General features: G+C 73.8%; 25 protein-coding genes and 1 pseudogene. 16 read left to right on the plus strand and 10 right to left on the minus strand.

The window, feature by feature from the left end:
* The first annotated feature begins 146 nt into the window (after window positions 1-146).
* The 4 genes from O7599_RS21395 (at window position 147) to O7599_RS21410 (ending at window position 4,467) form a co-directional block, all read left to right on the plus strand.
* Window positions 147-1,550, plus strand: coding sequence for an MFS transporter (locus O7599_RS21395; RefSeq protein ID WP_281617211.1), 1,404 nt, complete (start codon window positions 147-149; stop codon window positions 1,548-1,550).
* A 78-nt stretch (window positions 1,551-1,628) separates the two neighbouring features.
* Window positions 1,629-1,979: a hypothetical protein gene (locus tag O7599_RS21400; protein ID WP_281617212.1), complete on the plus strand. Its 351-nt coding sequence runs from the start codon at window positions 1,629-1,631 to the stop codon at window positions 1,977-1,979.
* An 89-nt stretch (window positions 1,980-2,068) separates the two neighbouring features.
* A complete protein-coding gene (locus tag O7599_RS21405) occupies window positions 2,069-3,199 on the plus strand; it encodes a PLP-dependent cysteine synthase family protein (RefSeq protein ID WP_281617213.1) in 1,131 nt (376 codons plus the stop codon).
* Complete coding sequence (locus O7599_RS21410; protein ID WP_281617214.1) at window positions 3,196-4,467, plus strand: MFS transporter; 1,272 nt, start codon at window positions 3,196-3,198, stop codon at window positions 4,465-4,467. The genes O7599_RS21405 and O7599_RS21410 overlap by 4 nt, the downstream gene beginning before the upstream one ends.
* A 49-nt stretch (window positions 4,468-4,516) precedes the next feature.
* Here the strand turns inward: O7599_RS21410 and O7599_RS21415 are convergent, their stop codons facing one another.
* A complete protein-coding gene (locus O7599_RS21415) occupies window positions 4,517-5,776 on the minus strand; it encodes an MFS transporter (protein WP_281617215.1) in 1,260 nt (419 codons plus the stop codon).
* A gap of 99 nt (window positions 5,777-5,875) precedes the next feature.
* On the opposite strand from O7599_RS21415, the gene O7599_RS21420 reads away from it, so the two are divergent.
* Window positions 5,876-6,523 carry a class I SAM-dependent methyltransferase gene (locus tag O7599_RS21420; protein WP_281617216.1) on the plus strand — a complete coding sequence of 216 codons (648 nt, stop codon included), beginning with the start codon at window positions 5,876-5,878 and terminating at the stop codon, window positions 6,521-6,523.
* 10 nt (window positions 6,524-6,533) lie between these two features.
* Here O7599_RS21420 and O7599_RS21425 read toward each other — a convergent pair whose 3' ends face one another.
* Entirely contained in the window at window positions 6,534-7,205 is a 672-nt protein-coding gene (locus tag O7599_RS21425) for a phosphotransferase (RefSeq protein WP_281617217.1), read from the minus strand.
* Between the two features lie 84 nt (window positions 7,206-7,289).
* Here O7599_RS21425 and O7599_RS21430 point away from each other — a divergent pair, with 84 nt between their 5' ends.
* The 5 genes from O7599_RS21430 (at window position 7,290) to O7599_RS21450 (ending at window position 12,426) form a co-directional block, all read left to right on the plus strand.
* On the plus strand, window positions 7,290-7,853 hold the full coding sequence (locus tag O7599_RS21430; RefSeq protein ID WP_281617218.1) for a DinB family protein: 564 nt from the start codon (window positions 7,290-7,292) through the stop codon (window positions 7,851-7,853).
* A gap of 132 nt (window positions 7,854-7,985) precedes the next feature.
* A complete protein-coding gene (locus O7599_RS21435; protein ID WP_281617219.1) occupies window positions 7,986-8,525 on the plus strand; it encodes a SigE family RNA polymerase sigma factor in 540 nt (179 codons plus the stop codon).
* Entirely contained in the window at window positions 8,506-9,336 is an 831-nt protein-coding gene (locus O7599_RS21440) for a hypothetical protein (protein ID WP_281617220.1), read from the plus strand. Before O7599_RS21435 ends, O7599_RS21440 begins: the two co-directional genes overlap by 20 nt.
* Window positions 9,336-10,076, plus strand: a complete 741-nt coding sequence (locus tag O7599_RS21445; RefSeq protein ID WP_281617221.1) for a L,D-transpeptidase family protein — start codon at window positions 9,336-9,338, stop codon at window positions 10,074-10,076. The genes O7599_RS21440 and O7599_RS21445 overlap by 1 nt, the downstream gene beginning before the upstream one ends.
* 94 nt (window positions 10,077-10,170) lie before the next feature.
* The gene (locus O7599_RS21450; RefSeq protein ID WP_281617222.1) at window positions 10,171-12,426 is read left to right on the plus strand and encodes a tetratricopeptide repeat protein; all 2,256 of its coding nucleotides are present in this window, start codon (window positions 10,171-10,173) and stop codon (window positions 12,424-12,426) included.
* On the opposite strand, the gene O7599_RS21455 is transcribed toward O7599_RS21450, so the two are convergent.
* From O7599_RS21455 to O7599_RS21465, 3 genes are all read right to left on the minus strand, one after another.
* The gene (locus O7599_RS21455) at window positions 12,416-13,693 is read right to left on the minus strand and encodes a hypothetical protein (RefSeq protein ID WP_281617223.1); all 1,278 of its coding nucleotides are present in this window, start codon (window positions 13,691-13,693) and stop codon (window positions 12,416-12,418) included. The genes O7599_RS21450 and O7599_RS21455 overlap by 11 nt on opposite strands.
* A gap of 544 nt (window positions 13,694-14,237) precedes the next feature.
* Window positions 14,238-15,224, minus strand: a complete 987-nt coding sequence (locus O7599_RS21460) for an aminoglycoside phosphotransferase family protein (RefSeq protein ID WP_281617224.1) — start codon at window positions 15,222-15,224, stop codon at window positions 14,238-14,240.
* Window positions 15,225-15,313: 89 nt separating this feature from the next.
* Complete coding sequence (locus O7599_RS21465) at window positions 15,314-15,847, minus strand: TetR/AcrR family transcriptional regulator (protein ID WP_281617225.1); 534 nt, start codon at window positions 15,845-15,847, stop codon at window positions 15,314-15,316.
* Between the two features lie 90 nt (window positions 15,848-15,937).
* On the opposite strand from O7599_RS21465, the gene O7599_RS21470 reads away from it, so the two are divergent.
* Entirely contained in the window at window positions 15,938-17,209 is a 1,272-nt protein-coding gene (locus tag O7599_RS21470) for an MFS transporter (RefSeq protein WP_281617226.1), read from the plus strand.
* Between the two features lie 29 nt (window positions 17,210-17,238).
* Here O7599_RS21470 and O7599_RS21475 read toward each other — a convergent pair whose 3' ends face one another.
* Window positions 17,239-17,598: a helix-turn-helix domain-containing protein gene (locus tag O7599_RS21475; protein WP_281617227.1), complete on the minus strand. Its 360-nt coding sequence runs from the start codon at window positions 17,596-17,598 to the stop codon at window positions 17,239-17,241.
* A 138-nt stretch (window positions 17,599-17,736) separates the two neighbouring features.
* Here O7599_RS21475 and O7599_RS21480 point away from each other — a divergent pair, with 138 nt between their 5' ends.
* The 3 genes from O7599_RS21480 (at window position 17,737) to O7599_RS21490 (ending at window position 20,386) form a co-directional block, all read left to right on the plus strand.
* A complete protein-coding gene (locus O7599_RS21480) occupies window positions 17,737-18,492 on the plus strand; it encodes an ANTAR domain-containing protein (RefSeq protein WP_281617228.1) in 756 nt (251 codons plus the stop codon).
* A gap of 208 nt (window positions 18,493-18,700) precedes the next feature.
* On the plus strand, window positions 18,701-19,864 hold the full coding sequence (locus tag O7599_RS21485; RefSeq protein WP_281617229.1) for a Vms1/Ankzf1 family peptidyl-tRNA hydrolase: 1,164 nt from the start codon (window positions 18,701-18,703) through the stop codon (window positions 19,862-19,864).
* An 87-nt stretch (window positions 19,865-19,951) separates the two neighbouring features.
* Window positions 19,952-20,386, plus strand: a complete 435-nt coding sequence (locus tag O7599_RS21490; protein ID WP_281617230.1) for a hypothetical protein — start codon at window positions 19,952-19,954, stop codon at window positions 20,384-20,386.
* A gap of 117 nt (window positions 20,387-20,503) precedes the next feature.
* On the opposite strand, the gene O7599_RS21495 is transcribed toward O7599_RS21490, so the two are convergent.
* The gene (locus tag O7599_RS21495; RefSeq protein ID WP_281617231.1) at window positions 20,504-20,887 is read right to left on the minus strand and encodes a helix-turn-helix transcriptional regulator; all 384 of its coding nucleotides are present in this window, start codon (window positions 20,885-20,887) and stop codon (window positions 20,504-20,506) included.
* Between O7599_RS21495 and O7599_RS21500 the strand changes: the two genes are divergently transcribed.
* A complete protein-coding gene (locus O7599_RS21500; RefSeq protein WP_281623465.1) occupies window positions 20,814-21,710 on the plus strand; it encodes a phytanoyl-CoA dioxygenase family protein in 897 nt (298 codons plus the stop codon). The genes O7599_RS21495 and O7599_RS21500 overlap by 74 nt on opposite strands.
* Before the next feature lie 128 nt (window positions 21,711-21,838).
* On the opposite strand, the gene O7599_RS21505 is transcribed toward O7599_RS21500, so the two are convergent.
* Window positions 21,839-22,042, minus strand: a complete 204-nt coding sequence (locus O7599_RS21505) for a hypothetical protein (RefSeq protein WP_281617232.1) — start codon at window positions 22,040-22,042, stop codon at window positions 21,839-21,841.
* A gap of 89 nt (window positions 22,043-22,131) precedes the next feature.
* Window positions 22,132-22,959: a phytanoyl-CoA dioxygenase family protein gene (locus tag O7599_RS21510; protein WP_281617233.1), complete on the minus strand. Its 828-nt coding sequence runs from the start codon at window positions 22,957-22,959 to the stop codon at window positions 22,132-22,134.
* 165 nt (window positions 22,960-23,124) lie between these two features.
* On the opposite strand from O7599_RS21510, the gene O7599_RS21515 reads away from it, so the two are divergent.
* Window positions 23,125-23,988, plus strand: a complete 864-nt coding sequence (locus O7599_RS21515; RefSeq protein WP_281617234.1) for an AraC family transcriptional regulator — start codon at window positions 23,125-23,127, stop codon at window positions 23,986-23,988.
* A gap of 334 nt (window positions 23,989-24,322) precedes the next feature.
* Here the strand turns inward: O7599_RS21515 and O7599_RS21520 are convergent.
* A pseudogene (locus O7599_RS21520) lies at window positions 24,323-24,967 on the minus strand (transposase); the annotation flags it as partial.
* Window positions 24,968-25,476 lie beyond the last annotated feature (509 nt).

The raw sequence follows: 25,476 nt of genomic DNA on the forward strand, positions 1-25,476 counted from the left end.
CCGGCCGCGGTGGGCTTCCTACGCTGGCGGGATGAGCGACTCCGCGGACCCCGGGTGCCGCCTCTTTCCGGGCAGCGGACGAGGCGCGGGGGCAGGAGCCGGGCGGTGAGGGCCGAAGCCGGTCCGCCCCGCCGTGCGGCCCGGCCGTGACGGCCCGGCCGCCCCGCCGCCGGGCGCGGCGGGCCGCGGAGTCCGCCGAGTCGGGCGAGCCCGTCGGGTTCGACCGTCGGCTGGTGCCGCCGATGGTCCTCGGCTCGATCCTCAACCCGATCAACTCGTCCATGCTCGCGGTGGCGCTCATCCCCATCGGCCGCGCCTTCGGCCAGCCGCCCTCGCAGACCGCCTGGCTGGTCTCCGGTCTCTACCTGGCCACCGCCGTCGGCCAGCCCGTGATCGGCCGCCTCGTCGACGCGTACGGGCCGCGGCTGCTGTACCTGTGGGGCACCGCGCTGGTCGGCCTCGCCGGTCTGGTGGGCGTGCTCGCGCCCAACCTGTGGGTGCTCGTCGTCTCCCGGGTGCTGCTCGGCATCGGCACCTCCGCCGCGTACCCCGCGTCGATGTCCGTGCTGCGTACCGAGTCCGAGCGCACGGGCGCGAAGAGCCCGACCGGCGTCCTGACGATCCTGTCGGCCTCCAACCAGGTGATCGCGGTCGTCGGGCCGACGCTCGGGGGGCTGCTCATCGGCGCGGGCGGCTGGCATCTGATCTTCGCCGTCAACGTGCCGCTGGCCGCCGCCTGTCTGCTCCTCGGCCTGCGGCTGCCCCGCGGCGGCACCATGCCTTCCGGTGCGCGCACCGACGTGCCCGGCATGGTGATGTTCGCCGTGTCGCTGACCGCGTTCGTGCTCTTTCTGATGGACCCGGCGGTCGTCCGCTGGTACCTGCCGGCGATCGGGGCCGTGCTGGGCGTGCTGTTCGTACGGCGCGAACTGGCCGCCGCCGAGCCGTTCATAGACCTGCGGGTGCTCGGCGGCAACGTGCCCCTGCTGGCCACGTACGCACGTCAGTTGCTGGCGTACACGACCGCGTACGCCTTCCTTTACGGCTACAGCCAGTGGCTCCAGGAGGGCCGCGGCATCGACGCCTCGCAGGCGGGTCTGCTGCAGTTGCCCACCGCCGTGGCGGCGCTCGGGGCCACCGCGCTGACCGGGCGGCACGCGCGGGTGCGGGGCAAGCTGGCGGCCGGGTCGCTGATCCAGGTCGGCGTCTGCGCCGCGCTGCTGCTGCTCACCCCGGACACCCCCGTGTGGGTGCTGGTCCTGCTGGCCGCCGGATTCGGGCTCCCGCAGGGTTTGAACGGTCTTGCCAACCAGAACGCCTTGTACGCGCAGGCCGAGCCGGCCCGGATGGGTGCCTCAGCCGGGCTGCTGCGCACGTTCATGTATCTGGGCGCGCTGCTCTCCTCCGCCGCGACCGCCGCGTTCTTCGAGGCGGGGGCCACGACCGCCGGGCTGCACGACCTGGCCTGGCTGATGACCGGTGTGGCGGCACTGAACCTGCTCTTCAGCCTCACCGACCGCTCCCTGGCCCGGATCGGCCGCGAGAGCTGAGTCAACCGAAATCCTCGATGTCGCACGAACGAGGGGGCACGGGGTGTGGGTGGGGCAGAAGTGGCTACGCTCTGTCGCGTGCCGGGTACCCACGCCGCCGTGCTGCGGCGACTCTGCCGCGCCGTGATCGCTCTTCTCGCGGGGCTGGCGATCGTCGTGCTGGCCCCGGTGTTCGCCTGCGCGGACGCCGGCACGCCCCATCACGGGGGCGGCGAGAGCCTGTGGGGGAGCGCGCTCGCGGTGGCGCCGGCACCGGCGGCGTACGCGGAGGTGACGCGGGACCGCCCGGCCGGCCGTCTCCCGGACGACCTCGACCTCCCGGACCACCTCGACGGCCTCGACCACCACGCCGGCCACGCCGACTGCCGCGAGCCGTGCTGCGAGCCCTCGGCCGCCCTCCTCCACCTGGCATGCGTCAGCCGTACGTGACGACACCCCGCGCGCCGCCGCGCGCCCGGCCCCTCACGTCCGTACGCGAACACCCGGCCCCGTACCCACGCGGCCGCGGAAGGACCCCCATGCACTCCGCCCTGCGCTCCGTCTCCCCCGGCGACCTCCGCGGCTTCACCGCCGCCCACCACCTCCCCGCCCCCGTCGACGGCGCCCGCAGCACCCCCGCGGGCCTCGTCGGCAACACCCCCGTCCTGTGGATCGGCGAACCCTTCAGCCCGGCGGGCCACGGCTTCTGGGCCAAGCTGGAGGGCGCCAACCCCGGCGGGCTCAAGGACCGTGCCGCGCTGCACATGGTCGCCGCCGTCCGCCGCCGCGGCGATCTGGCACCGGGCGCGACGATCGTCGAGTCGACCAGCGGCACCCTCGGCCTCGGCCTCGCGCTCGCCGGGATCACCTTCGGCCACCCGGTGACGCTCGTGACCGACCCGGGCCTCGAACCCCTGATGCGGCACCAGTTGGCGGCCTACGGGGCGCGCGTCGAGATCGTGCGCGCCCCGCACCCCTCCGGCGGCTGGCAGCAGGCCCGTCGCGACCGGGTCGCCGACCTGCTGGCCGCGCAGCCCGGCGCCTGGTGCCCGGACCAGTACCACAACGCCGACAACCCCGCCGCGTACGACGCCCTCGCCCTCGAACTCGCCGTCCAGCTCGGCCGCGTGGACATCCTGGTCACCGCGGTCGGCACCGGCGGCCACTCCGCGGGCGTCGCCCGCGCGCTGCGGGCGTTCTCGCCGGGGATGCGGCTGGTCGGGGTGGACTCGGTGCGCTCCACGGCCTTCGGCCAGCCGGCGGGCGAGCGGCTGATGCGCGGGCTCGGCAGCAGCATCCATCCGCGCAACGTCGACCACGCGGCGTTCGACGAGTGCCACTGGGTCGCGGCGCACGAGGCGGTGTGGGCGGCCCGGCGGCTGGTGCGGCACCACTACGCGGGGGGCGGCTGGAGCGTCGGCGCCGTGGCGCTTGTCGCGAGGTGGCTGGCGCGTACGCGGGGGCCGTCGGCGCGTATCGCGGCGGTCTTCCCCGACGGCGTGCAGCGGTACTGGAACACCGTCTTCAGCGACGCCCACTGCCGCGCCCACGACCTGCTCGACCGCCCGCCGGCCGCGGACCCCGACGAGATCGGGCACCCGGCGGAGCGGACCGTCGAGCGCTGGACGCGCTGCGGCAACGTCACCGCCCCGGCGGTGACGGCCGGATGACGGACCTGATGCGGGAGTTCCGCTCGTACGGCGTCGGGGTGCGGCTGTTGATGGTGCAGCAGTTCACCATCAACACCGCGTTCTACATGCTGATGCCCTACCTTGCCGCACATCTCGTCGACGGGCTCGGCATGGCGGCGTGGGCCGTGGGCCTGGTCCTGGGGGTACGGAACTTCTCCCAGCAGGGCATGTTCCTGGTCGGCGGCACGCTGGCGGACCGGCTGGGCTGCAAGCGCATGATCATCGCGGGGTGCCTGCTGCGGACGGCGGGCTTCGGGCTGCTGGGCGTCGTGCAGTCGCTCCCGGCGCTGGTCGCGGCGTCGGCGATGACGGGCTTCGCGGGGGCGCTGTTCAACCCCGCGGTGCGGACGTACCTCGCCGAGGCCGTCGGGGAGAAGCGGCGCGTGGGGGCGTTCGCGTTGTTCAACGTCTTCTACCAGACGGGGATGTTCGTCGGCCCGCTCGTCGGGCTGGCGCTCCTGGCCGCCGACTTCCGGCTGGTGTGCACCGTCGCGGCGCTGCTGTTCCTGGGCATGACGGTGGTACAGGTGCTGGCGCTGCCCGAGCGGGACACGGTACGGGCCGAACGCCCGGGAGCGCGCGGGGTGCTGGCCGACTGGCGCACGGTCGTCTCCAACCGACCCTTCATGCTCTTCTCCGCCGCGATGATCGGCTCGTACGTCCTGTCCTTCCAGGTGTTCCTGGCGTTCCCTCTCCAGGCCCACCGCGCCTTCCCGGCCGCCGGCGACGGCGTGACCACCGCGCTCTTCGCCGTCTCGGCGGGCGTGGCGGCGGTCGGCCAACTGCGCGTCACGGACTGGGCGAGGAAGCGCTGGCCGGGCGAGCGTGCCCTGGTGTACGGCATCGCCCTGATGGGCGGCGCCTTTCTGCCGCTGCTCCTCACCGGCGCCCCACCGGGCGGCGACGGCACGTTGGCACAGGCGGCGGCACTGGCCCCCCTGCTGCTCTCCGCGGCCGTGCTGGCGCTGGGCACGGCCATGGCGTACCCGTTCGAGATGGACATGGTGGCGTCCCTCTCCGGCGGCCGGCTCGTCGCCACGCACTACGGCTTCTACAACACCGTGTCCGGCCTCGGCATCACCCTGGGGAACCTGGCGACGGGAGCGCTGTGGGACGTGACGGAGAACCATCCGCGGCTGCCGTGGCTGGCGCTGACCGTGACGGGCGCGGCCTGCGCGGGTGCCCTGGCGGCACTCGCCCGCGGCGGGCGGCTGCGCGCGATGCGACCGGAGCCGGCGGCGGCGTAGTCCGGGGCGGCGACGGCCCCGGAGCGAGCCGCACCGCGTGCTCGTGGCCTCAGATGCCTGCGCCCTTCGCTCCCGCCCTCCCGGCCGTCAGCCGCCGCTCCAGCGGCCGTACCGCCGCGCTCGCGATCAGCGCCAGGAAGCCGACCACCACCCACGGCAGGACCCGCTCCACGCCGTACAGGAGCCCGAAGAGGCCCGGCGTGACCATGTCCGCCGTCGCGAACGAGTACTGGAACGCCGCCAGATACGTGCCCCGCGCCCCCTCCGGCGCGGCGTCCGCGGAGAGCGCGTTGGAGGCCGGACCGTGCAGCATCTCCGCGAGCGCCCAGAGCAGCATCACGATCGCCAGATAGCCGACCAGCACCGGGCCGCGCGGCAGCAGGACCGCGAGCGCGACGGCCCCGCACCACCCCGCCCACGCCACCCCGCCCCAGGCCATCGCGCCGCCGCGGGAGGTGCGGCGGCGGATGCGGCGGGTGACGGCGGCGGTGGAGGTGGCGACGACGGCGGTGGTGACGGTCAGAAAGGCGCCGACCGCCCAGCCGGGCGCGTCCAGGCCGCGGACGACGTAGACGGGGGTGGCCACGGCGAGCAGGACGGTGCAGATGTTGAACAGTACGTTGACGCCGATCAGCAACAGATAGGCGCGGTTGCGCAGCAGGTGCCGTACGCCGTCGGTGGGCCTGCCGGCGCCGTCGCCGGCGGCCGGCCGCGGGCGGCTCCGTACGAAGAAGGCGACCGCGCCGGCGGCGAGGACGAAGGACAGCGCGTTCGCCAGGATCATCCCCCGGTATGCGTTCTGCGAGGCGAGCCCCAGCAGTACGCCGGCGAGCACGGTCCCGGCACCGGTCCCGGCCGCGCGGATCATCGCGGTACGGGCGAACCACTGGTCCCGGGCGCTGTCGTCGGCCTGCTCGGCGATGAGCGCGAAGACCGACGACCAGTACACGCGCAGCCCGGCCGCCTCGACCAGCGCCGCGGTGAACAGCGACGCCGGCCCGTCCACCGCCAGGTACAGCAGGAACCCGCAGGCCTGCAGCAGTTGCCCCGCGATCACCACCGGGCGCGGGCCGATCCGGTCCACGACCCGCCCGACGAGCAGCGGAAGCAGGAGCGCGCAGGCGGTCGCCCCGGTCATGAGCAGGCCGACGCGCGCCTCGGAGAGGTCGGTGGCGGCGAGGAAGTAGACCATGGAAAGCGGCAGATAGAGCCCGCTCCCGACGGCGTCGACGCCCAGCGCCGCCGGAATCGCCCAGGCCGCCCCGTCCCGCCGCCGAACCTGCCCCCGCACCTGGCCGCCCGTCTGCACCGACTGCCCCCTTCCGCGCCCCGACAGTCGAATGCAACGTTGTAACCGCGCCGCTCGGCGAAGTCAACACGATTTACGGAGGCCGGTTAGCGTGTGCGGATGGCAGTGCTGGACGCGCTCGACCGCTTCAACAGGCGGCATCCCTGGAGCCACAACGACCACTACGGACCCTGGGTCGCCCGGCGGGTGGCCGGGGCCGGGGCGCGGGACGTCCTCGACGTCGGGTGCGGGGCGGGGAATCTGCTGGCGCTGCTCCGGCGGCGCGGGGGTGCCGTGACCGGGCTCGAACCCGACGCCGCCCTCGCCGCCGTCGCGGCCCGGCGGTTCGGCGGCGACCCCGCGGTCACCGTCGTGCGCACCGACTTCGCCGGCCGCGAACCGGGCCGGCGCTGGGACGCCGTCACGCTGGTCGCCGTCCTGCACCACATGCCGCTGGTGCCCACGCTGCGCGAGCTGCGGAGCTGCCTCGCGCCGGGCGGGCGGCTGGTCGTCGTGGGGTGCCACCGCGCGGCCGGGGCCGCCGACGCCGTCGCCTCCCTGCCGGCCGCGGTCGCGAACCCGCTCGTCGGGCTGGCCAGGCACCCGTCCCGCGCGGACACCCTGCCCGTGCACATGACCGCGCCCACCGCCGAGCCCCGGGAGACCCTGGCCGAGATCCGGGCCGCCGCGGCGGCGGAGTTGCCGGGCGCGCGGATACGCCGGCGGCTGTTCTGGCGCTACAGCCTCGTTTACGACGCACCGGCCTGAGGAGTCCGACCTACTCCGCCCAGCCCGCCGTCGCCGCCGCGCGGTCCTCCCACAGCCGCACGCCGGGACCGCCCGGCTCCCACCGCTCGCAGAACTCCCGCATCTCCGCGCACTTCGCGAGCATCGCCGCCCGGCGCTCCGGCCACGGCGGCACCTTCCCGCCGTACGCGCGGAAGAAGCCGCCCAGCGCGCGGAGGTGCCCGGGGTGGTGCGTCCGTACGAGCCATTCGCACCAGGCCAGGTCCTCGACGGGGGCACCGTGGCGGGCGAACTCCCAGTCCACGATCGCCGTCACCGCGAACGTTCCCGGGTCGAGCAGCAGGTTGTTGGGCCCGAAGTCGCCGTGGACGAGGACGGCGTCCGCGGCTCGCGCGCTCTCCGGGAGCACGTCCTGCGCGACCGAGTGGATCCGCCGCAGCACCTCCCCGCACGCCGCCAGCACCGCCGCCGCGTGCCCCCCGTCGAGCAACTCCTGGCCCGGTACGCCCGGTACGAAGCCGAGCGTCAGGGTGTCCGCGGACACGGCCCGTACCGGCGGCACGGGCAGCCGGTCGCGCAGCCCGGTGAGCAGCGCGCGCTCGCGCTGCAGCCGGAGTGCGGCGTCCGGTCCCTCGTACGTCTTCCGCACGACGGCGCCGTCCCCGAGGGTGCGGTTGGTGTAGCCGTGCTTCAAGGGGCGCATGCGCCGATGATCCCCGGTCGGGCCCGGTGCCCGCACGGCGATATTCGCTTGCCTGTCCGGTCGCCGATCAGCATCGTGTGTACGGTGAGTGACGACGACGCACCTGAGCGGTGGACCGAAGCCACCGTCTACCCCGACATGTGGGCGGACCCCGACAAGGACCCCCGGAACAACGACTCCAGCCCCGAAGGCGAGTTGGCCACACTGCAGGACTTCCTGGTCAACTACCGGCTCACGCTGCGGATGAAGTGCGACGGGTTGACCGCGGAGCAGATGGCCCGCCGGTCCGTACCGCCCTCGACCATGTCGCTGCTCGGGCTCATACGCCACCTCGCCGAAGTGGAGCGGGACTGGCGCAACTGGGTCGTGCCGGAGAACCCCGCCCCCAAGATCTACGGCGAGCGCGACGCCGACTTCCACGGCGCCGCCGCCGACCAGGCGCTCGTCGACGCCGCCTTCGACGACCTCGCCCGCGAACAGGCCGCCTGCGACGCGGTGCTGGACGAATACACCGACCTGGCCGCCAGGCTGCCCAAGGACGGCACATCGCTGCGCGAACTCTGGGTACACCGGGTGGAGGAGTACGCGCGGCACTGCGGCCACGCGGACCTGCTGCGCGAGTGCGTCGACGGCCGGGTGGGTCAGTAGCGTCACGCAGTAACAGGCGCGCAGTAACCGCAGTAACTGAAGGCGCGTGGCCGGGGCGAGGCAACCCGGCGCGGACCTCATCGCGTTCGACGAGTGTGCGACGTGAAGTGGGGACCGGATGGCAGGCGCAGGATGCTGAGGCGGGGCGCGGCGCAGCCGCCGGGGTTCGAGGAGTTCGTGGCGGCCCGGGGGCCGCGGCTGCTCCGCGTGGCCTGGCTGCTCACCGGGGACGCCCAGCTCGCCGAGGACCTGCTGCAGACCGTGCTGGCCAAGGTGTGGCCGAAGTGGGAGCAGATAGCGGACGGCAGCCCGGAGGCGTACGTCCGTACGGCCATGGTGCACACCAACATCTCCTGGTGGCGACGCCACTGGTGGGGCGAGGTGCCGCACGGCGAAGTGCCCGACACGGCCGCGCCGTCCGACGCGTTCGCACAGGTGGATCTGGAACAGGCGCTCGCCGGCGCGATACGGCGCCTCCCGCCGCGACAGCGCGCGGTGGTCGTCCTGCGCTTCTTCGAGGATCTGAGCGTCGAGGACACCGCGGCGACCCTCGGCTGCGCGCCGGGCACGGTCAAGAGCCAGTCCGCCAAGGCGCTGCGCACGCTGCGCGGGCTGCTGCCCGCGGCCGAACTGGTGGAGGGCGGTGAGCCGGGTGGCCGGGAACGCGGCTGAGCGGGCGGGGTCGTCGGGCTCCTGGGGGTCGGCGGGGCCCTCGGGGCACTCGGGGTCCTCGGGCGCGGCGTCCGTCGAGGAAGAGCGCGCGCTGCGCGCACTGCTGGAGCGGGCCGTACCGCGGCAGCCCGCACCCGCCGAGCGAATGGAGCGGATACGAGGACGGGTGCTGCGGCGCCGCCGCCGGCGGCGCGGGGTGTGGGGGGCGACCGTGACGGCCGCGGCCGTCGGCATGCTGCTAACGCAGGTGCTCCCCGCCGACGACCCCGCGCCCCGGCACGCGTCCCCGGCCGCCGGGACCGGGACGGCGGAGCAGCGGGAGGCCGAAACCAGGTTGCCGGAGCTGTCCGACCTCACGCTGCAGGTGCCCGCGGGCTGGAGCAGCCGCACGGTGCGTACGGACTCGCCGAAGGGCGAGTACGTCGGCTACGTCGCGAGCCTGGCGCTGCGCCCTTCCCCCGAGCCCTGCCCCACCGGCGCGGACGGCACCTGCACCACGCCGCCGCGGCAACTGCCCCGCCGCGGCACGCTGATCACGCTGCAACTGCTCTACGGGCCGGAGAAGTCCGCCCCCGGTCTGCGGGCGCGTGAGGTGGGCAAGGCGTGCGTCGTCGCGGGCGGCACCGAGGAACTGTGGGCCGTGCGCCGCCCGGCGGGCGCGGCGGAGGGGGTGTGGGTGCTGGCCACGGTCTGCCTCGCCACGCCGGCGACCGGAGACGTAGCCGAGGCCCGGACCGTACTCGGCTCGATGCGCTTCGACCCCGCGGCCCAGCCCACCCATCCCCGCCAGCCCCAGCGAAGCGAGCGCTGATGCTGAGCCGCCGCCACCTGCTGTACGCGGCCGGGCTCCCCGTGCTCGCGGCGACGGGCTGCACGCCCGCGGACCCGCCCCGTACGGGGAACGACGCGCCGCCGACACCCGCACCGACCCGTTCGCCCGTCACCGCGGCCCCCGCGCGCCTGCCGCGGGAGATACCCGGGCTGGGCCCGCGCATCCGCGCCCGCGTCCCCGCCGACGCCCGCCAGGCCCTCGTCGTCACCGGCACCTCCCGCCGCTCGTCCGCCTCCACCGCCGTGCTCTACGAACGCGGCCCCGACGGCTGGCGCGGCGGCCCACCCTGGCCCGCCCACAACGCCCTCCGCGGCTGGACCCACCACCACACCGCCGGCGACCTCCGCACCCCGACCGGCGTCTACGGCCTCAGCGACGCCGGCGGTCTCGACCCCGACCCGGGCACGAGGCTCCCGTACGACCACGGCCCCGCCTTCACCGCCACCGGCCGCGGCTACGAGGGCGAGCCCCTCGCCGGCTCCTTCGACTACGTCGTGGCGATCGACTACAACCGCAAGCCCGGCACCACCCCGCTCGACTGGACCCGCCCCCTCGGCGACGCCCGCGGCGGCGGCATCTGGGTCCACGTCGACCACGACGGCCCGACGAGCGGCTGCGTTTCCCTGGCCAAGCCCCACATGCGCACGCTGCTGCGGAGCCTGGACCCGCGCAAGCACCCGGTGACGGTGATGGGCCCGGAGGACTGGCTCGCCCGCTGACCGGGGCGGTGCCCCGGCCCGGACTCCGATGTCGGTGGCCCGCGTTACTCTTCGGAGTCGTACGGACTCGCTACGGCGCAGGGGGAGGGGTGTGATGACGGATCCGGTGTCGCTGGCCGCGATCTCCGGCGTGCTCGGCGCGATCGGCATGGGGATGGCCAACGAGGTGGGCAGGGCCGCGTGGGAGACCACCGGGGCGCTGGTGCGCAGGGCGGCGGGGCGGGAGGTGCCGGCGCCGCGGCGGTCCGCGGAGGTGGCGCGGGTGGCGGCGCTGCTGCGGGAGGGAGCCGAGCGCGATCCCGAACTCGCCCGGATGTGGGAGCGGTTCGCCTCGACTCTCCCCACAGGGCCCGGCCTCGGCTCCGTGGGTACGCCCCGGCTGCCCGCCGCGACGCGGCACTTCACCGACCGCCGCCCCGCGTTACGGCTGCTGGACCGCGAGGCGGACCGCAGGTTCGACGGCCGCCCGCGGGTGGCGCTGCTGTACGGGCCGGAGGGCATCGGGACCACCGCCACCGCGCTTCACTGGGGCAGCCGGCGCGCCGAAGACTTCCCCGACGGGCAGGTGCACGCCGACCTCCACGGCTGGTCGTCGCGGAGCGCCCGCGGCCCCGGCGTGGTCGCCGGCCGCCTGCTGCGGGATCTGGGGCTGCCCGCGGAGGCGACTCCGCACGCGGCGGACGAGCGGCTCGACCTGTGGCGGCGGCTCGTCGCCGACCTGCGGCTGCTGGTCGTGCTGGACCACACCTACTCCGCGGCTCAGGTGCGTCCCCTGCTGACCTCCGCTCCCGGGGTGTGCACGCTCGTGACGGCACGCCATCCGCTGCCGGGGCTGGACGCCGTGCCCGTGGCGCTGGGACCGCTGGCGGCCAGGGACGCCCGGCGGCTGCTTTCGCACTTCGCCGGGACGGAGGCCGTGGCCGCGGCGCCGGAGGTGGCGAAGGACCTGCTGGTGCGCTGCGCGGGGTCGCCCTACGCGCTGCGTACGGCGGCTCCGTTGCTGACGGCGCACGGCGGCGCGGGGCCGGGTGGGACGGCAGCGGACGGCACGGGGGCGGGCGCTGCGGGCGCCGCCGAACCCGTCGCCGCCCTGACCGAGTCCGCCTACCGCGCGCTCGACACCGACGCCGCCCGGCTGTACCGGCTGCTGGCTTTACGGGACTGGCCCCACGTCGACGCCAGGACCGCCGCATGGGCGACGCAGCAGGACCCGGACCCCGACCCGGATCCTGACCGGGCCCCCGCCCTTGACACGGATCCCGTCCCCGACCCGGGTCCCGTCCCCGACCTGGATCCCGGCCCCGGCCCCGCGCCCGCCGCGGCCCTCCTCGGCCTGCTTGCCGACCGAGGCCTGCTGGAGCCCGTGGGCCCGGGCTCCGACCGGTACCGCTTCCGGCCCGCCGTGCGCCGCCACGCCGAGCTGCTGGCCCGGCACGAGGACGGCCCGCGGGCGTGCGCCGAGTCAATCTCCCGTGTCGTACGCGGCTACGCCGGGCTCGCCGAGGACGCCGCCCGCCAGGCGCTGCCGGAGAGTTGGCGCGTACCGCAGCCGTCGAGGCCCGGCCCGCCCGTGAGCAAGGCCGAGGCCCTCGGCGTCCTCGTGCGGGAAGCGGCGAACCTCTCCGAGGCCGTGCAGGCCGCCGCGGACGCCGGCGACCGGGCCGCCGCCGTGCGCCTCGGGCGCTCCCTCTGGCCGCTGCAGCTCAAGGCCGGCCGGCACGCCGAGGCCGTGCCCGCGCTCCGCACGGTCATACGCCTCCTCGCAGCGGACCCCCGCCCGTCCGCCGCCGACCTCCGCGACCGCGCGGCCCTGCGCTTCCAACTGGCCATGAGCCTCACGGAGCTGGGCGAGCACGGGGAGGCCGAGACCGCGTTCCGGGCCGCGGCCGAGGACGAGCGGGCGGCCGGCCACATACGCGGGCGCGCCTCGGTGGCCGAGGCGCTGGGCCTGCTGCGGCTGCGGCAGTGGGAGTGGCCGGAGGCGCTGGCCTTCTTCGACGAGGCGCAGGCGCTGTACGGGACGATCGCCCCCGGCACCGAAGGGCACGCCGACCTGCCCCGCGCCCTGCCGCTGCTCCAGCGCCACCGTGGGCGCGCGCTGCGCGGCGCGGGCCGCTTCGAGGAGGCGGGCGCCCTGCTGCGTACGGCCGTGGCGTCCTTCGAGGACATCGGGGACGACTACAACCGCGCACGCGCCCTGACCGACCTCGCCGAGACCCACGTCCTCGCCGCCGCACCCGCCGAGGCGCTGCCGCTGGTCGAGGAAGCCATCGCCCTGCTGGATGCGCAGAGGGCGGAGTATCCGCTGGCCTACGCGCGGTCCGTACGGGCGCGCTGCGTCACGCCCTGAGCCGGGTGACGGTCACGCGGTGCTCGCTCGCGCCGGTACGGACCAGCAGGCCGTGCTCGGCGAGGCCGGCCGCGCTCCGCCCCGCCGCCAGCCAGGCGTGCAGGGCGGAGGCGTACGCCGCGGGGTCGGCGTCGGCCGCCCCCGGCGCGGCGGTGAGCACGAGCGTGTCGCCGGCGCGGGTGCGGACCGTGCAGTCGCCGGGGCCGGTGACGTACGCGGCCAGGGCACAGTGCGCATACCGCTCCAGGGTCTCCGCGCACCAGGCGGCGGGTGGGCCGAAGCGCCGGTCGTCGGGTGCGCCGTGGCGGAGGATCACGTCGGCCAGGTCGAGGCGGCCGGGGTCGCGGGTGTCCTCGGGTACGGCGGTGTGCACGGCGCCGTCGCCGCCGGGCTCGTACGCCGGATCGGCCCAGCGGCGCAGCACGACCTCGCCCGGATGCGCCCCGGCGGGCAGCCGGGTCAGTACGCGCATCGGCGCGCTGCGGTGGACCGGTTCGTACGCGGGCAGCGGCAGCGGTTCCAGCAGCGCAGGACGCTCGGGCTCGGGCAGTTCCATGAGCCCGTAGAACAGCTCGCGCAGTCGCCCGGCGGACGCGCCGGGCAGCGACGAGGTGTACCGCGCGGGCCCGGGCTGCGGACGGTGGGCGGCGAGCAGCGCGTCGAGCTGCGCGGGCAGCGGCGCGAACGGATCGAGTCGCGGCGAGTCGGTGAGGAAGCCGGCCAGCGGTGCGCGCGGATCGACGTGGTCGACGGGAGCCGCAGCCAGCGCCACGGGTACGCCGAGAGCCGCGGCGTAATATGTCACGGCCCCGTGATCGCCGATCACCGCGTCCGCCGCGAGCAGCGCCTGCCGCCAGGCGCCCAGCGGATCGACGAGCGCCAGCCCGCCGCGCCGCGCCCCGTCGAGCCAGGCCCGCACCTGCCCCGGGCCGTGTCCCTGCCAGATGTTGGGGTGCAGGACGGCCGCCACCCGGTACTCGTCGGCGGGCAACTCGCCGGTCAGTCGCGGCAGCAGGGCCGGCAGCACGTCACCCGCGCCACCGTCGCCGAACAGCCCCTCGGGGTTCCACGTGGCGGACACCACGACGAGCCGCTGCCCGTCGCGTACGCCGAACGCCCGCCGGAACCGGTCCCGGTGCCCGCGGGCGGCGAGCATCCGGTCGAAGCACGGGTCCCCGGCGAGGACCGCGGCCCCGGCGGCCTCGGGGCACGACTGCCGCAGGCGCGCCACCTGCTCGGGGTGGGAGAGCACGAGGGCGTCGGCCACGGGCCGGCCGTCCTGCAGCAGCCACTCCGGTGCCAGCCCGAAGACGGGTGCCCGGCGTCCGGCGTCCGGCGACCGGCGACCGGCGACCGGCGACCGGCGACCTGAGCCTCTTAGTGTATCCAACGCCGTGAGACAAAACAGCCAACTTGCCCTGCAATGCGCCTATTTGGCCACCCAGGCTTGCCGAGACGGCCAGGTCGACGGGCGTACGGACCGCCTGCTCCCACGGCAGCACCGGCACCCCCACCGCCGCCAGCAGTTCGCCGACGCCTCCCTGGAACGGCGACGACCCCGTGCACGTCGCCAGCATCTGCACCCGCAGGTCGTCGTCGAAAAGCGGCATCACGTCGAGCAGCCGGGTGGCCGAGGTGACGTTGTGCACGACGAACAGCACCCGCCGGCACCGCCCCCGGGAGGCCCACCGCCGAGCACCCTCCCCCACCGGAACCCGTACCCAGCCCTCCCGCGCCTCCGCCAATCCAACCCCCACAGCCTCACCGCCGGCTCCGACGTGACCCGTCACCCTAAACGGCGCGCGCGGCCGTCAGCGGCGGACGTGGCCGAAGAGGGCCATCGCCTCGTCGAGGCGGACGCGGGCCCAGTCGTACTGCTTGCTGTCGGTGTGCCCGCGGAAAACGGTCTCGATGACCATGATCAGCACCAGATAGAGGCAGTACAGGCGCCGGCGCACCTGCTGCGTCCCGGTCAGTTCCGGGTGGCCGTACCCGCGCATGAACGGCACCGCGTGGCCGAAGTCCGCCATCTGGGTGCCCGCGAAGCCGGACTCGATCAACGGGTCGCCGAAGAAGGCGCGTTCGTGGTCGATGACGGCGGCGATCCTGCCGTCGCGGACCATGACGTTGCCGGCCCACAGATCCCATTCCACGAGGCGCGGCTCGGTCACCTCATCGAGGCTGCCGGCGTGTGCGGCCAGGGTCGCGCGGACGGTGTCGTAGTCCCATCCGAGGTCGACGCCCCGGCGTTCGCCGTCGGCGAGGACGTCCTCGACCATGCCGGTGAACACCCGCCGCCAGCTCGGGTCACCGGGGCCGGCCAGCGGGCCGAAGCCCTGCCCGCGCACGGAGTTGATCTCCCGGTTCGCGGCCCCGACCTGTTCCATCAGGGCGTCCCGCTCGGCGGCGGGGAGCTGCTTCGCGATGACGCCGAGGTTGTCGCCGTCGATGTACGGCATGAAGAAGTAGTCGGCGTCGCACACTTCGCGGCTCCGGTCGGCGAAGTCGACGGCGGGCACCGGCACGGAGGTGTGCGTACGGAGGAGATCGAGGGTGCGCAGCTCGGTCGGCATGGCCTCGCGCTCGTACGTCATCACCTCCACCCGCGGCGGCGGCGCGACCTTCACCACGACCTCGGCGCCGTCCCGCAGCCGGATGCGGTACGCGACGTTGAACCAGCCGTTCCCCAGCTCGGCCGCCCACCCCTCCCCTTCGGGGATCCGGTCGGCCCCGTAGGCGCGCCCGATCATGGCGCGCAGCGCGGTGGCGGACTGCCTGTTCTTGGTGATGCTCTCCACACCCGATCCCTTCGGTCGCCGGCGGCCTGTGCGTCGGACGGGACGTGCCCGGCGCACGGTTCGCGGTCACGTGAGCGCGCGGACGAGCCCTAGGCGGCGAGCAGCGCCTGCGCGATCTTCCGCGCCCGCCGGGCCGGGGCCGGGCTGCGCTCCCGCAGCGAGCTGACGAGCGCGCCGTCGAACAGCAGCAGTAGCTGCTCGGGCAGTTCGGCGCCGGGCGGTGCGCCGAGGAGCGCGCGCAGCTCCCGGATCATGGCCTGCTTGTGCTCGACGGCGACCTTACGCGCGGGGTCGTCGGGATCCGCGATCTCGACCATGGTGTTGATCGAGGCGCAGCCGCGGAAGCCGGACGCCGCCATCCGGTCGGCGAGCCCGTCGAACATCGCCAGCGGGTCGCCGCCGGCGTCCTCGACGACCTGGCGCAGCCAGCTCCTGAGCTCCTCGTCGTAGCTGCGCAGCATGGTCGCGACCAGGTCGTCCTTGCTCGCGAAGTGGCGGTAGAACGACGCTCTGCCGACGCCGGACTCGCGCAGCAGCCGCTCCACGCCCACGGCGTGGATGCCCTCGGCGAAGAAGAGGTCTCTGGCCGCCTCGATCAGGCGCTCGCGGGCTCGTGTGGGCATGCGGCGATGGTAACCCGGGATTGACGCCATACGGAACCGATCGGTACCGTCCTCAAAACGGAACCGATCGGTGCCGAAATGAGGAGCGACGTGTCCCGCCCTTCCCGCAAAGCCCCGCCGCCCGCACCCGCCGACCCCGCGCCCCCCGGGGACACCGCAGCCGGCCCCGAGCCCGGCGTCTCCGCGCGCTGGCGCGCGCACGCGGCGGTGCTCGCCTTCGGTACGTTCGCCGTCGGCACCGACGCCTTCGTCATCGCCGGCGTGCTGCCGGACATCGCGGACTCGCTCGGGGTGAGCGTCGCCGCGGCCGGGCAGTTGGTGACGGTGTTCTCGCTGGCGTACGCCGCGAGCGCGCCCGTGCTCGGCGTGCTCACCGCCGGCTGGTCGCGGCGCACGGCCCTCGTCGTCGCGCTGGCGGTGCTGACCGCCGGCAACGTGCTGACCGCCGTTGCGCCGAACTACCCCCTGGTCCTCGGCGCGCGTGCGGTCGCCGCCATGGGTGCCGCGCTCTACACCGCGAGCGCCACGGCGGCGGCCGCGACGCTCGCCGGCCGGCGCCACCACGGCAAGGCGATCGCCGTGGTGATGCTCGGGCTGACGTCGTCCCTGGTGCTGGGCACGCCGATCGGCACGGTCATCGGCGGCGCCTTCGGCTGGCGCGCGACGCTGTGGTTCCTCGTGCTCGCGGGGGTCGCCGCGGCCGTCGTCGTCGCCGTCCGGCTGCCGCCCCTCGCCGGCGCCGCGAGCGCGGGGCTGCGGGTCCGGCTGACGCCGCTGACCGACCGCAGGGTGCTCGCCGCGCTGGGCAGAACCCTCCTCGTCTTCACCGGCGTCTACGTCCCGTACACCTACCTCAGCGCCGTCTACGAGCCCGCCACCGGCGGCGACAGCGGGATGCTCGCGATCTTCCTGCTGGTGTTCGGGGCCGCCGGCACCGCGGGCAACCTGGTCGCCGGAACCCTGGCCGACCGCCTCGGCGCGACCCGGGTGATCGTGGTCGCGACCTCGCTGCTGGCCGCGGCGTTGCTGACGGTCCCGGTGCTGCGGGGGAGCGCGGTGGCCGCGCTCCCCGCGGTCGTCGTGGTCGGGTTCCTCTCCTTCTCGATCACCACGCCCCAGCAGCAGGAGATCATCGCGCTGGCCCCGGCCGCGCGGTCCGTGGTCGCATCCCTCTACCAGTCGGCGCTGTACCTGGCGATCTCGCTGTCCGGCATCGTCGGCGGCCTCGCCTTGGCCCCCCTCGGCGCGGGCCCGCTGTCACCACTGGCCGCGATCCCGGTGCTGCTCACCGCCCTCACGACCCACCGCGCCGCCCGCCGCAGCACGCCGGGGCCGACGGCGAACCCGGCCGCCGGGCCGTAGCCGGGGAAACGGGGCGGAACTCCCGGCGGCTAACGGCGGTCGGGTCTGGTGTGCGGCGCGCCGCGCTCCGCGGACTCCGGAACGCGATCCGCTTCGGTCCGCACGAGCCAGGACAGCAGGGATGCCACCGTCACCCCGGCTTCCGCCGGATGGCGCAGCACCTTGCCGGGCTCGATCCGATACGCGTTGTTGCGACCCTCACGCGTGTGCGAGAGGTAGCCGTCCCTCTCCAGGTCCGCGATGATCTTCTGCACGGCACGCTCGGTGAGTTGGCAGTGCGCAGCCAGGTCGCGGATACGCGTGTGCTGATTGTCTGCAATGGCGGCCAGCACCCGTGCATGGTTCGTCAGAAACGTCCAACCGGTGTGGCCCTCTTCCACTCCCTCCATGTACCTACTCTACTGACTGGCCGTTCACGCATCAAAAAACACGTACTGGTATTCATGTAATGAGGAACGTACAGTGATGCGCAGACGAGCCGCCACCAGGGCTCCACGACGCCTCGCCCGGCACAGTGAGGGAGAGTCATGTCCGACGCGGAGGATCTTCACCTCGCCGCGGGTACGGATCCGGTGATCGTCCGCAGCGAGATGCAGCGCGACCAGGCGCTGCTCACGGCGTGGGGCGAACTGGTCTACGGGTCGGCCGAGATCCTGCTCGAAGCCATGGGGCAACTCCCGAAGCACACCCGCGCGGTGACCCTGGACATGTCGGGGGTGACCTTCATGGACTCCGCCGGGGTGTACGTGCTCTTCGCCCTCGACGACCAGGCCCGCAAGCAGATGATCCCGGTGGAGGTCGTCAACTGGGCGGGTCAGCCCCTGCGGGTGGTCGAACGGGTCGGACTTCACTTCGACGAGGACCACGGGCTGAAGATCTCCCTGGCCGCTCCCGAAGCCGACGAGAACGGGTCGTCGCCGCCGCACCGGCCCTCGCCTCCCGACGAGGTACCGGCACCGTCGGCGATCGCCCTGGAGCGAGCCGAGGCGGTGGAGCGGCTGAACGAGGAGGTCGAGCAGCTCAAGCGGGCGATCGACACACGACCGCTCATAGACCAGGCACGCGGCATCCTCATGGCCGCCCTGCACTGCTCGGACGAGGAGGCGTGGACTCTCCTGGTCGAGACCTCCCAGCGCACCAACACGAAACTGCGCGTCGTCGCCCAGGCGGTCATCGACAGTACGAGCGACGCGCCACTGCCCGAAGAGCTGCTCGCCCAGCTCCGGCAGTCCATCGGCCGGCACAGACACAGACACAGACACAGACACAGACCCCGATCCTGAGACCGCCCGCCGCTGCCGGGGAGCCGGGCGGCGCGCCGGCTCGTCATCGCCTTCCGCAACTCGTCCCGGGCCGCCCGGAGTTCGGGTCCGCTCTCCTCGCGTACGGTCCCGGCCCTCCGGCCCGGCGCGCGACCGCCCGCGCCTTCCGGGCGAAACCCGCCCGGAGCTGCGCAGTGTGTGCCGGTGCGGCCGGGGTACCCGCGGCCCCATGAAGCTCGCATTCCTTGATCCGCTGCTGCACACCCCGGGGCCCTGGGCGTCGGTGTACGCCGGCACGGCCCGGGCCGCCGAGGACGCCGCGGCGCGCCAGGCGCTCGACGCGCGCGCCGCCTGCGACCGGCTGGCGGCCCAGGGCGCCGACGAGGACACGTGCCGCGCCGTGCACACCGAGCTGGTGGCGCCCGCCGCCGGGCCGTCGGGCCGGGCGGTGTTCGCCGCCGGAGGCGAGGTGCGCCTCGTGGTACCGCTCGCCGATCCGCCGGTGCAACCGGAGAGCTGCTGGACCCCGCTGCCGCACACCGGCCCGCTGCTCGACTACGCCACGGCCGGTCCGGCCTGCCTGGTGGCGTACGTCGACCGCGTCGGCGCCGATCTGGAGTTGCGGGACATCGGTGGCCGGCACCCGCTCCGCCCCGTGGAGGGCCGTGACCGGCCGGTGCACCGCACAGCCTCAGCCGACTGGCCGGAACGGCAGTTCCGGCGCGGCGTGGAGGACACCTGGGAGGCCAACGCCGCCCGTACCGCCGAGGAGGTCGCGGCGACCGCCGAGCGCACCGGCGTGGAGCTGGTGGTACTCGCCGGGGATGACCGTGAGCGGCGGGCGGTGCGCGACCGGCTGCCGCAGCACGTGCGTGGCCGCACCGTCGAGTCGGGCCACGGAGGCCGGGCGTCCGGCACGGCGGCGGGCGACCGGCTCCTCGACGCCGAGATCGAGACCCGGCGTGCCGAGATGTCCCACGCCCACGTCGAAGCGGTGCTGGAGCGCTTCCGTGCCGGCCGGATCCCCACCGAGGGCCGCATCGACGCGGCCGAAGGCGTCCCGGCCCTGGTCGACGCGGCCTGCGAGCACCGCATCGACGCCCTGCTGGTCCGCTCCGGCGGGCGCGAGCTGTACCGCGACGTGTGGGTCGGCCCCGAACCGGACCAACTCGCGCTGCGCCGCGGCGACTCCCCGTACCTCGGCGCACCCCGCCCCTGGTCCGCCCGCGCCGACGACGCCCTGATGCGCGCCGCCGCAGCCAGCGATGCCGACGTGATCCCGCTGCCCGGACCGGACGACCGCGGGGCCGTCCCCGTCGGCGGCCTCGGGGCGCTGCTGCGCTGGCCGTACGAAGGCGGCATCCCGACCGGCGGGCTTGCCTCCGGGACTTGAGGACCCGGTGAAGCCCGGCGCCCCCCGCCGAACCGGCGGAGGCGGGGCGCCCGCGTTAACCGCGCCGCTGAGGGGTACTCGCGCGCCATGATGACGGACAAGCAGAGGACGCGCACGCAGCAGGACGAGCGCACCGGGCTCGAGCCCGAGCCGCTGCGCACGGCGGTACGGGAGGGAATCCGCGCCGCCCGCGAGGAGGTGCGCGACGACCTGCGAGCCGAGTTGTGGCGGCCGCCCATGCGGCGCACCGCCCGGCTCTACGCCGCCGCGGGCACCGTCGCGCTCTACGCGGGCGGGGCGGCGGTGGCCCTCCTGGTGCTGCTGCTCGCCCTCGTGATGCCCGCCTGGGCGGCGGCGCTCGTGATCACCGTGGCACTCACCGCCGCGGCCGCGACGCTCCGCAACCTCGCCCGGTCCCCACGACCGCACCACCGGCGGGGAGAGAGCGGCGGCGCAGACGCCGCGGAAGGCCGGGACGAGATGTGGCCGCCGACTCCGCGTATGCCGGACCCGCCGTCGTGACCTCCGTGTGATCCGGTCGCCGGGGTGGAGTGTGAGGGGGACGGTCTCGGCCGGGTCGTCGCAGGCAGCGGTCAGGCCGGACAGGCCCAGCGGTGGGGCGGGGGCGTCGAGCCCTGATCATCCGTCGTCCGCCCTACGCTGGTTGGCCCTCCGGCTCGGTGGGTTTCCCGTGTACTGCCTGAACTGCCGGCTGAAGTGTGCGACGTCCGTGTAGCCGAGTGTTGCCGCGACCTGCGCGACGGACATGTTCGTCTCGGCGAGCAACTGACGGGCGCGGTCGGTGCGGGCGCGGATGACGTAGCGGGCCGGGGGCATGCCGGTGTGGGCGAGGAAGCGGCGCGTGAACTGGGCGCGTGACAGGCCGGTGTGCGCGGCGAGTTCGGGAACGGTCCAGCGTCGGCTCGGGTTCTGCCGGATCTCGGCGGCGATCTCCGCGAGTGCGGCGTCGACGGGTTCGGGGACGGGGCGCGTCGCCTCGTCCCACAGGAGATGGTCCGGCACCGGCAAGGAGACGTTCGACCGGGACGGTTACCTGGTGGCACGCGGGATGTTCGGCACCGAGGAGGTCGGCCGGCTGCGGGAGCACTTCATGACGCTGCGTCGCAGCGGTGCCCGGCGGGACGACTTCGCGGGCACGGCGACGGCCGCGCGGGATCCGCTGCGCCGGTATCCGCGGATGGCGCAGATGCACCGGTGGGACGAGGTCAGCCTGCGGTGGCTCCTCGACCCCCGGCTCCGCGGGCTTCTCACCGTGCTCGCGGGCGAGGAACCGTACGCCGTCCAGACCATGCTGTACTTCAAGCCGGCGGGCTCCCGGGGCCAGGCCCTCCATCAGGACAACTTCTATCTGAAGTCGGAGCCCGGGACCTGCATCGCGGCCTGGATGGCGCTCGATGCCACCGACGAGGAGAACGGCTGTCTGATGGTGGTGCCCGGCAGCCAGCGGTGGCCGATCCTGTGCACGAGCAAGGCGGACACCGCGGTGAGTTTCACCGACGTCACCGTCCCCCTGCCGGACATCCACTCCGCACGGCCCGTGCGTATGAGCCCGGGGGACGTGCTGTTCTTCAACGGCTCCCTCGTCCACGGCAGCCTGCCCAACACCAGCGGTGACCGGTTCCGGCGGGCACTGATCGGCCACTACATCCAGGCCGAGGCCCGCCAGGTGGCCGAGTACTACCATCCGGCACTGCGCTTGGACGGCACGCCGCTGGAACTGGGCGTCAGCGAGGGCGGCGGCCCCTGCGGCGAGTGGACCGAGACAGATGGCACCCCCGTCATCGCCCTCACCGGTCAGCAGACCCTCACCCGCAAGCACGAGTAGTCGCCGCCCTCCCGTCCGCTGACGCACGTACGGCTCAGGGCCGGACGTGCACCTCGATCCCGGCCGGGGCCCGGACCGTGGGCGTGCCGTCGGGCGCGACCGCGATCTCCACGGGTGCCCCGCCGACTTCAAGGCCCGTGACGTGCGGGGGCGGAGGCTCCGGGGCAGCCGCGCCCGGTGCCCAGGAGATGCCCAAAGCCGGAGGTCACGGAGTCGACGGGGCGCTTGTCACGGTCCAGGGCGACGGCCGGGTACGGGCCGCGCGCGTCCTCGACCCAGAAGGCGGCGCGGAAGCGGGACTTCAGCCGCTCCGCCCACGCGGGCGCGGTCAAGGAGTGAGCCGGAGACCACGCACCCGTACTACCCCTGCTTCCCGCACCTCGGATGCGTCCGCATCGTGACGGCCGCGCAGAACCCCCGCTCAGCCGCCGTAGAGCACCGGGTTCCGCGGGGTGTCCGGCACCTCGCCGACGGCGGTGCCGGGCATCCAACCGCGGTCCGCCACCTGGTTGTCGTTGACGGGCTCGGCGACCCGGACGTCGGCGTCCATGTAGATCACGGTCATGACGCGCCGCGGCACGGTGCCGCGGTTCGGCCCGGCGTGGTGGAAGGTCCAGCCGCGGTGGAAGCTCGCGTCGCCCAGCGCGAACGGCTCCACGACGTCCTCGAAGCCCTGCTCGGCCACGGCTTGCCGGAGCCGGGCCTCCGACTCGTCGGAGATGGGCAGGTCGCGCCCGTAGGAGAAGGTGTGGCTGCCGCGCGCGAAAGCCAGCGGGCCCATCTCCAGCGGCGTCTCCTGCAGCGGCAGCCAGACCGTCAGGCACCGGTCCGAGGACAGTGGCCAGTAGTACTGATCGGCGTGCCAGGGGGTGATGCCGCCGCCCGGCTCCTTGTAGAGCGCCTGGTCGTGGTACAGCCGCACCGCGTGCACGCCGAGCAGCCGGGCCGCGATGCCGGCGAGGCGCCGCGAGAACACCAGTTCCTTGACCGTCGCGTTGTGCTGCCAGAGGTTGGTCACCTGCAGGAACGCCCTGCCGTACGTGTCGCGTTCGGCCAGCGGCAACTCCTGGGTGTTCAGCCGGAGGACCTCCGAGGTGATCACGGGTTCGTACGCGGCGATGGTCTGCGGCGAGAGCACCCGCGTCAGGTGGATGAAGCCGTCCCGGGCGAAGTCGGCGGTCGCCGTCGGAGGCAGGGCTTCGTAGGGGAGGTCCAGCTCGGACACGGGTGCTGCCGGGATCGCGGTCATGGGGGCGAGACTCCTCACGTGTCGGGGGCGGGCGGCTGCGCCGGCCGGTGCCGCCTCGTCCTCACGGTCGCAGGAGGATCGCTGCCGTCGCCACGTCACGGTTGCCCACTTCTGGTACTCAGTTGGCACTCTGCAGCCCCGCGTCCTGCCGCTAGGCTGGCGCCGGTGAAGCCGCGATACGAACAGCCGGGCGTTCCCGACGGCACCACGCTCACCTGCTTCATCCGGCGCCAGGAGGCGTTCGACTTCGCGTGGCACCACCATCGCGAGTACGAGCTGACGCTGATCACCGAGGGCACCGGCACCCGTTACGTGGGTACCACCGTCGAGCGCTACCGCGTCGGCGACCTCGTCCTCATCGGCCCGGACCTGCCGCACACCTTCACCGCGGCGCCGTACGCCACCGGCATGGCGGCGGCGGTGGTCGCGCAGTTCCGCCACGACTTCCTCGGCCCCGGCTTCTTCGACCTGCCGCAGTTCCGCGCCACCGCCGCGTTGCTGACCCGCTCCGCGGCCCGCGGAGTGCGCTACACCCCCGCCCCGCCGGCCGTCCACGCCCTCCTCGCCGACCTGCCGGCCCTCGACCCGGCCGCCCAGACCCTCGGCCTGCTCGACGCACTGCACCGCCTCGCCCACGACGCGACCGGCACCCCGATCACCGGCCCCGGCTACGCCCCCACCCCCGGCACCGCCATCCGAGACCGCATCGACACCGTCTGCCGCCACCTGGAACACGCCCACACCCACCCGGTGCACCTCGCCGAGATCGCCGCGCTGGTACACATGTCGCCGACCTCGTTCAGCCGGTTCTTCCGCCGCGCGATGGGCCGCACCCTCACGGAATACGTCAACCAACTACGGGTCGAGACCGCCTGCCGACTGCTGACCGGCACCACTCAGCCCATCACCGAGGTCGCCGCACGCAGCGGATTCCGCAACCTGTCGAACTTCAACCGCCGCTTCCGCGAACTGAAGCGCCTACGCCCCCGCGACTACCGCGCCGCCCACCGACCGCACGACCACGACTGAAAGCGATCCACAAGAGTGTGGAGACGGCCAACGACACGTATACCTACCGGACATTGGTGGAGCACCCTCTCTGATCCTCGTCGACCCGGCTTTGCGGTGGCGCGTGGTACGCGAAGGGCACGAGGGCAGCACCTGTTTCCCGACGAGATCTTCTTCCGGATTTCTCCCAAGCGATCTCCAGGAACCACTCAGGGGCCCGATCCATCTAGCGGATCAAGCCCCTGACCTGATGCTTTGCTGTCGGGGTGGCGGGATTTGAACCCACGACCTCTTCGTCCCGAACGAAGGGCATGCAAGGCCGGTGCCTGCCGATGCTGACGTTTGCACAGGAGCGCAGGAACTTCGTCCAGAACGCCTTGGACTCGCTGTCGCCGACCATCAGCCCAGGGATCTCGCGGTGCCCGGTGACGGAGTTGCCGGTGGCGATGACCACGGCCTGGGAGACGATGCGGTGGTTGACCCGGGCCTTGCAGTAGGTGGCGTCGAGGAACACGTAGGGGAAGATGGTGTGATCCAGCGGCCGTTCCTTGAACGCGGTCAGCTCGGTGTCGAGTTCGCCGCAGATGCGTGAGACCTCTGATTTGGAGATGCCTGAGTCCGCGCCGAGTGCCTTGACCAGGTCGTCCACGCTGCGGGTGGACACTCCGTGCACGTATGCCTCCATCACCACGGCGAACAAGGCCCGGTCGATCCGCCGGCGCCGCTCCAGCAGCGAGGGGAAGAACGACCCGGTCCGCGTTTTGGGGATCTTCAGGTCCACATCGCCGGCCTGGGTGGTCAGCAGCCGGTCCCGGTGGCCGTTGCGCCAGGTCTTGCGAGTCTCGCAGTGCTCGCCGGGGGCGGCGCCGATGGCCTCGGTGGCCTCGGCCTCGATGAGTTCTTGCAGGATGCGTTCCACCAGCATCCTGATCGCTTCAACTCCGTTGGCCGTGCGTAGTGACTGAAGCAGCCGCATCAGGTCAGACTGGGACAAGGCCATCGTGTGCTCCTCCGGTTGAACTGGCTGTTCACCAGGGAGACTGCGCGATTGCCTGCCCCTTGTTCAGGGAGTACGCACCCACAGCGGGTGCACGCCCCCGGCAGGCACCCCACAGGCTCACAACCCCGACCGCCTACACCACTCGGCGGGACGCGATCCTTCGGCGCGCAAGGATCCTCCGTAGCTCGCGGACGTTTCTTGCCCTGCTCTAGCCGTGCCACCGAAGTGGCCATACGGCCCATGTCGCTTCCCTGGTCCTTGCTGCCATGATCTGTCTGTGCGAGCACGTGAGCGGCGAAGCCTGCAGCGCTCATCGCTCCTCATTAGCGGTGTCTCGTGAGCCCGTCCCCGTCCGACGAGCGCACCCGGACGCGAGCGGGTGCGGCTGTGTGCGTGGCTGCGCGACCGTGATTCACCCCGACGACAGACCAGTCACCGGCATCGGGTTACCCAAGACTCTGTTGACGATGCTAACGCATAAAATATTGCATGAATGGTGGCTTCGCGTG

The sequence above is a fragment of the Streptomyces sp. WMMC500 genome, assembly GCF_027497195.1.
Lineage (GTDB): Bacteria > Actinomycetota > Actinomycetes > Streptomycetales > Streptomycetaceae > Streptomyces.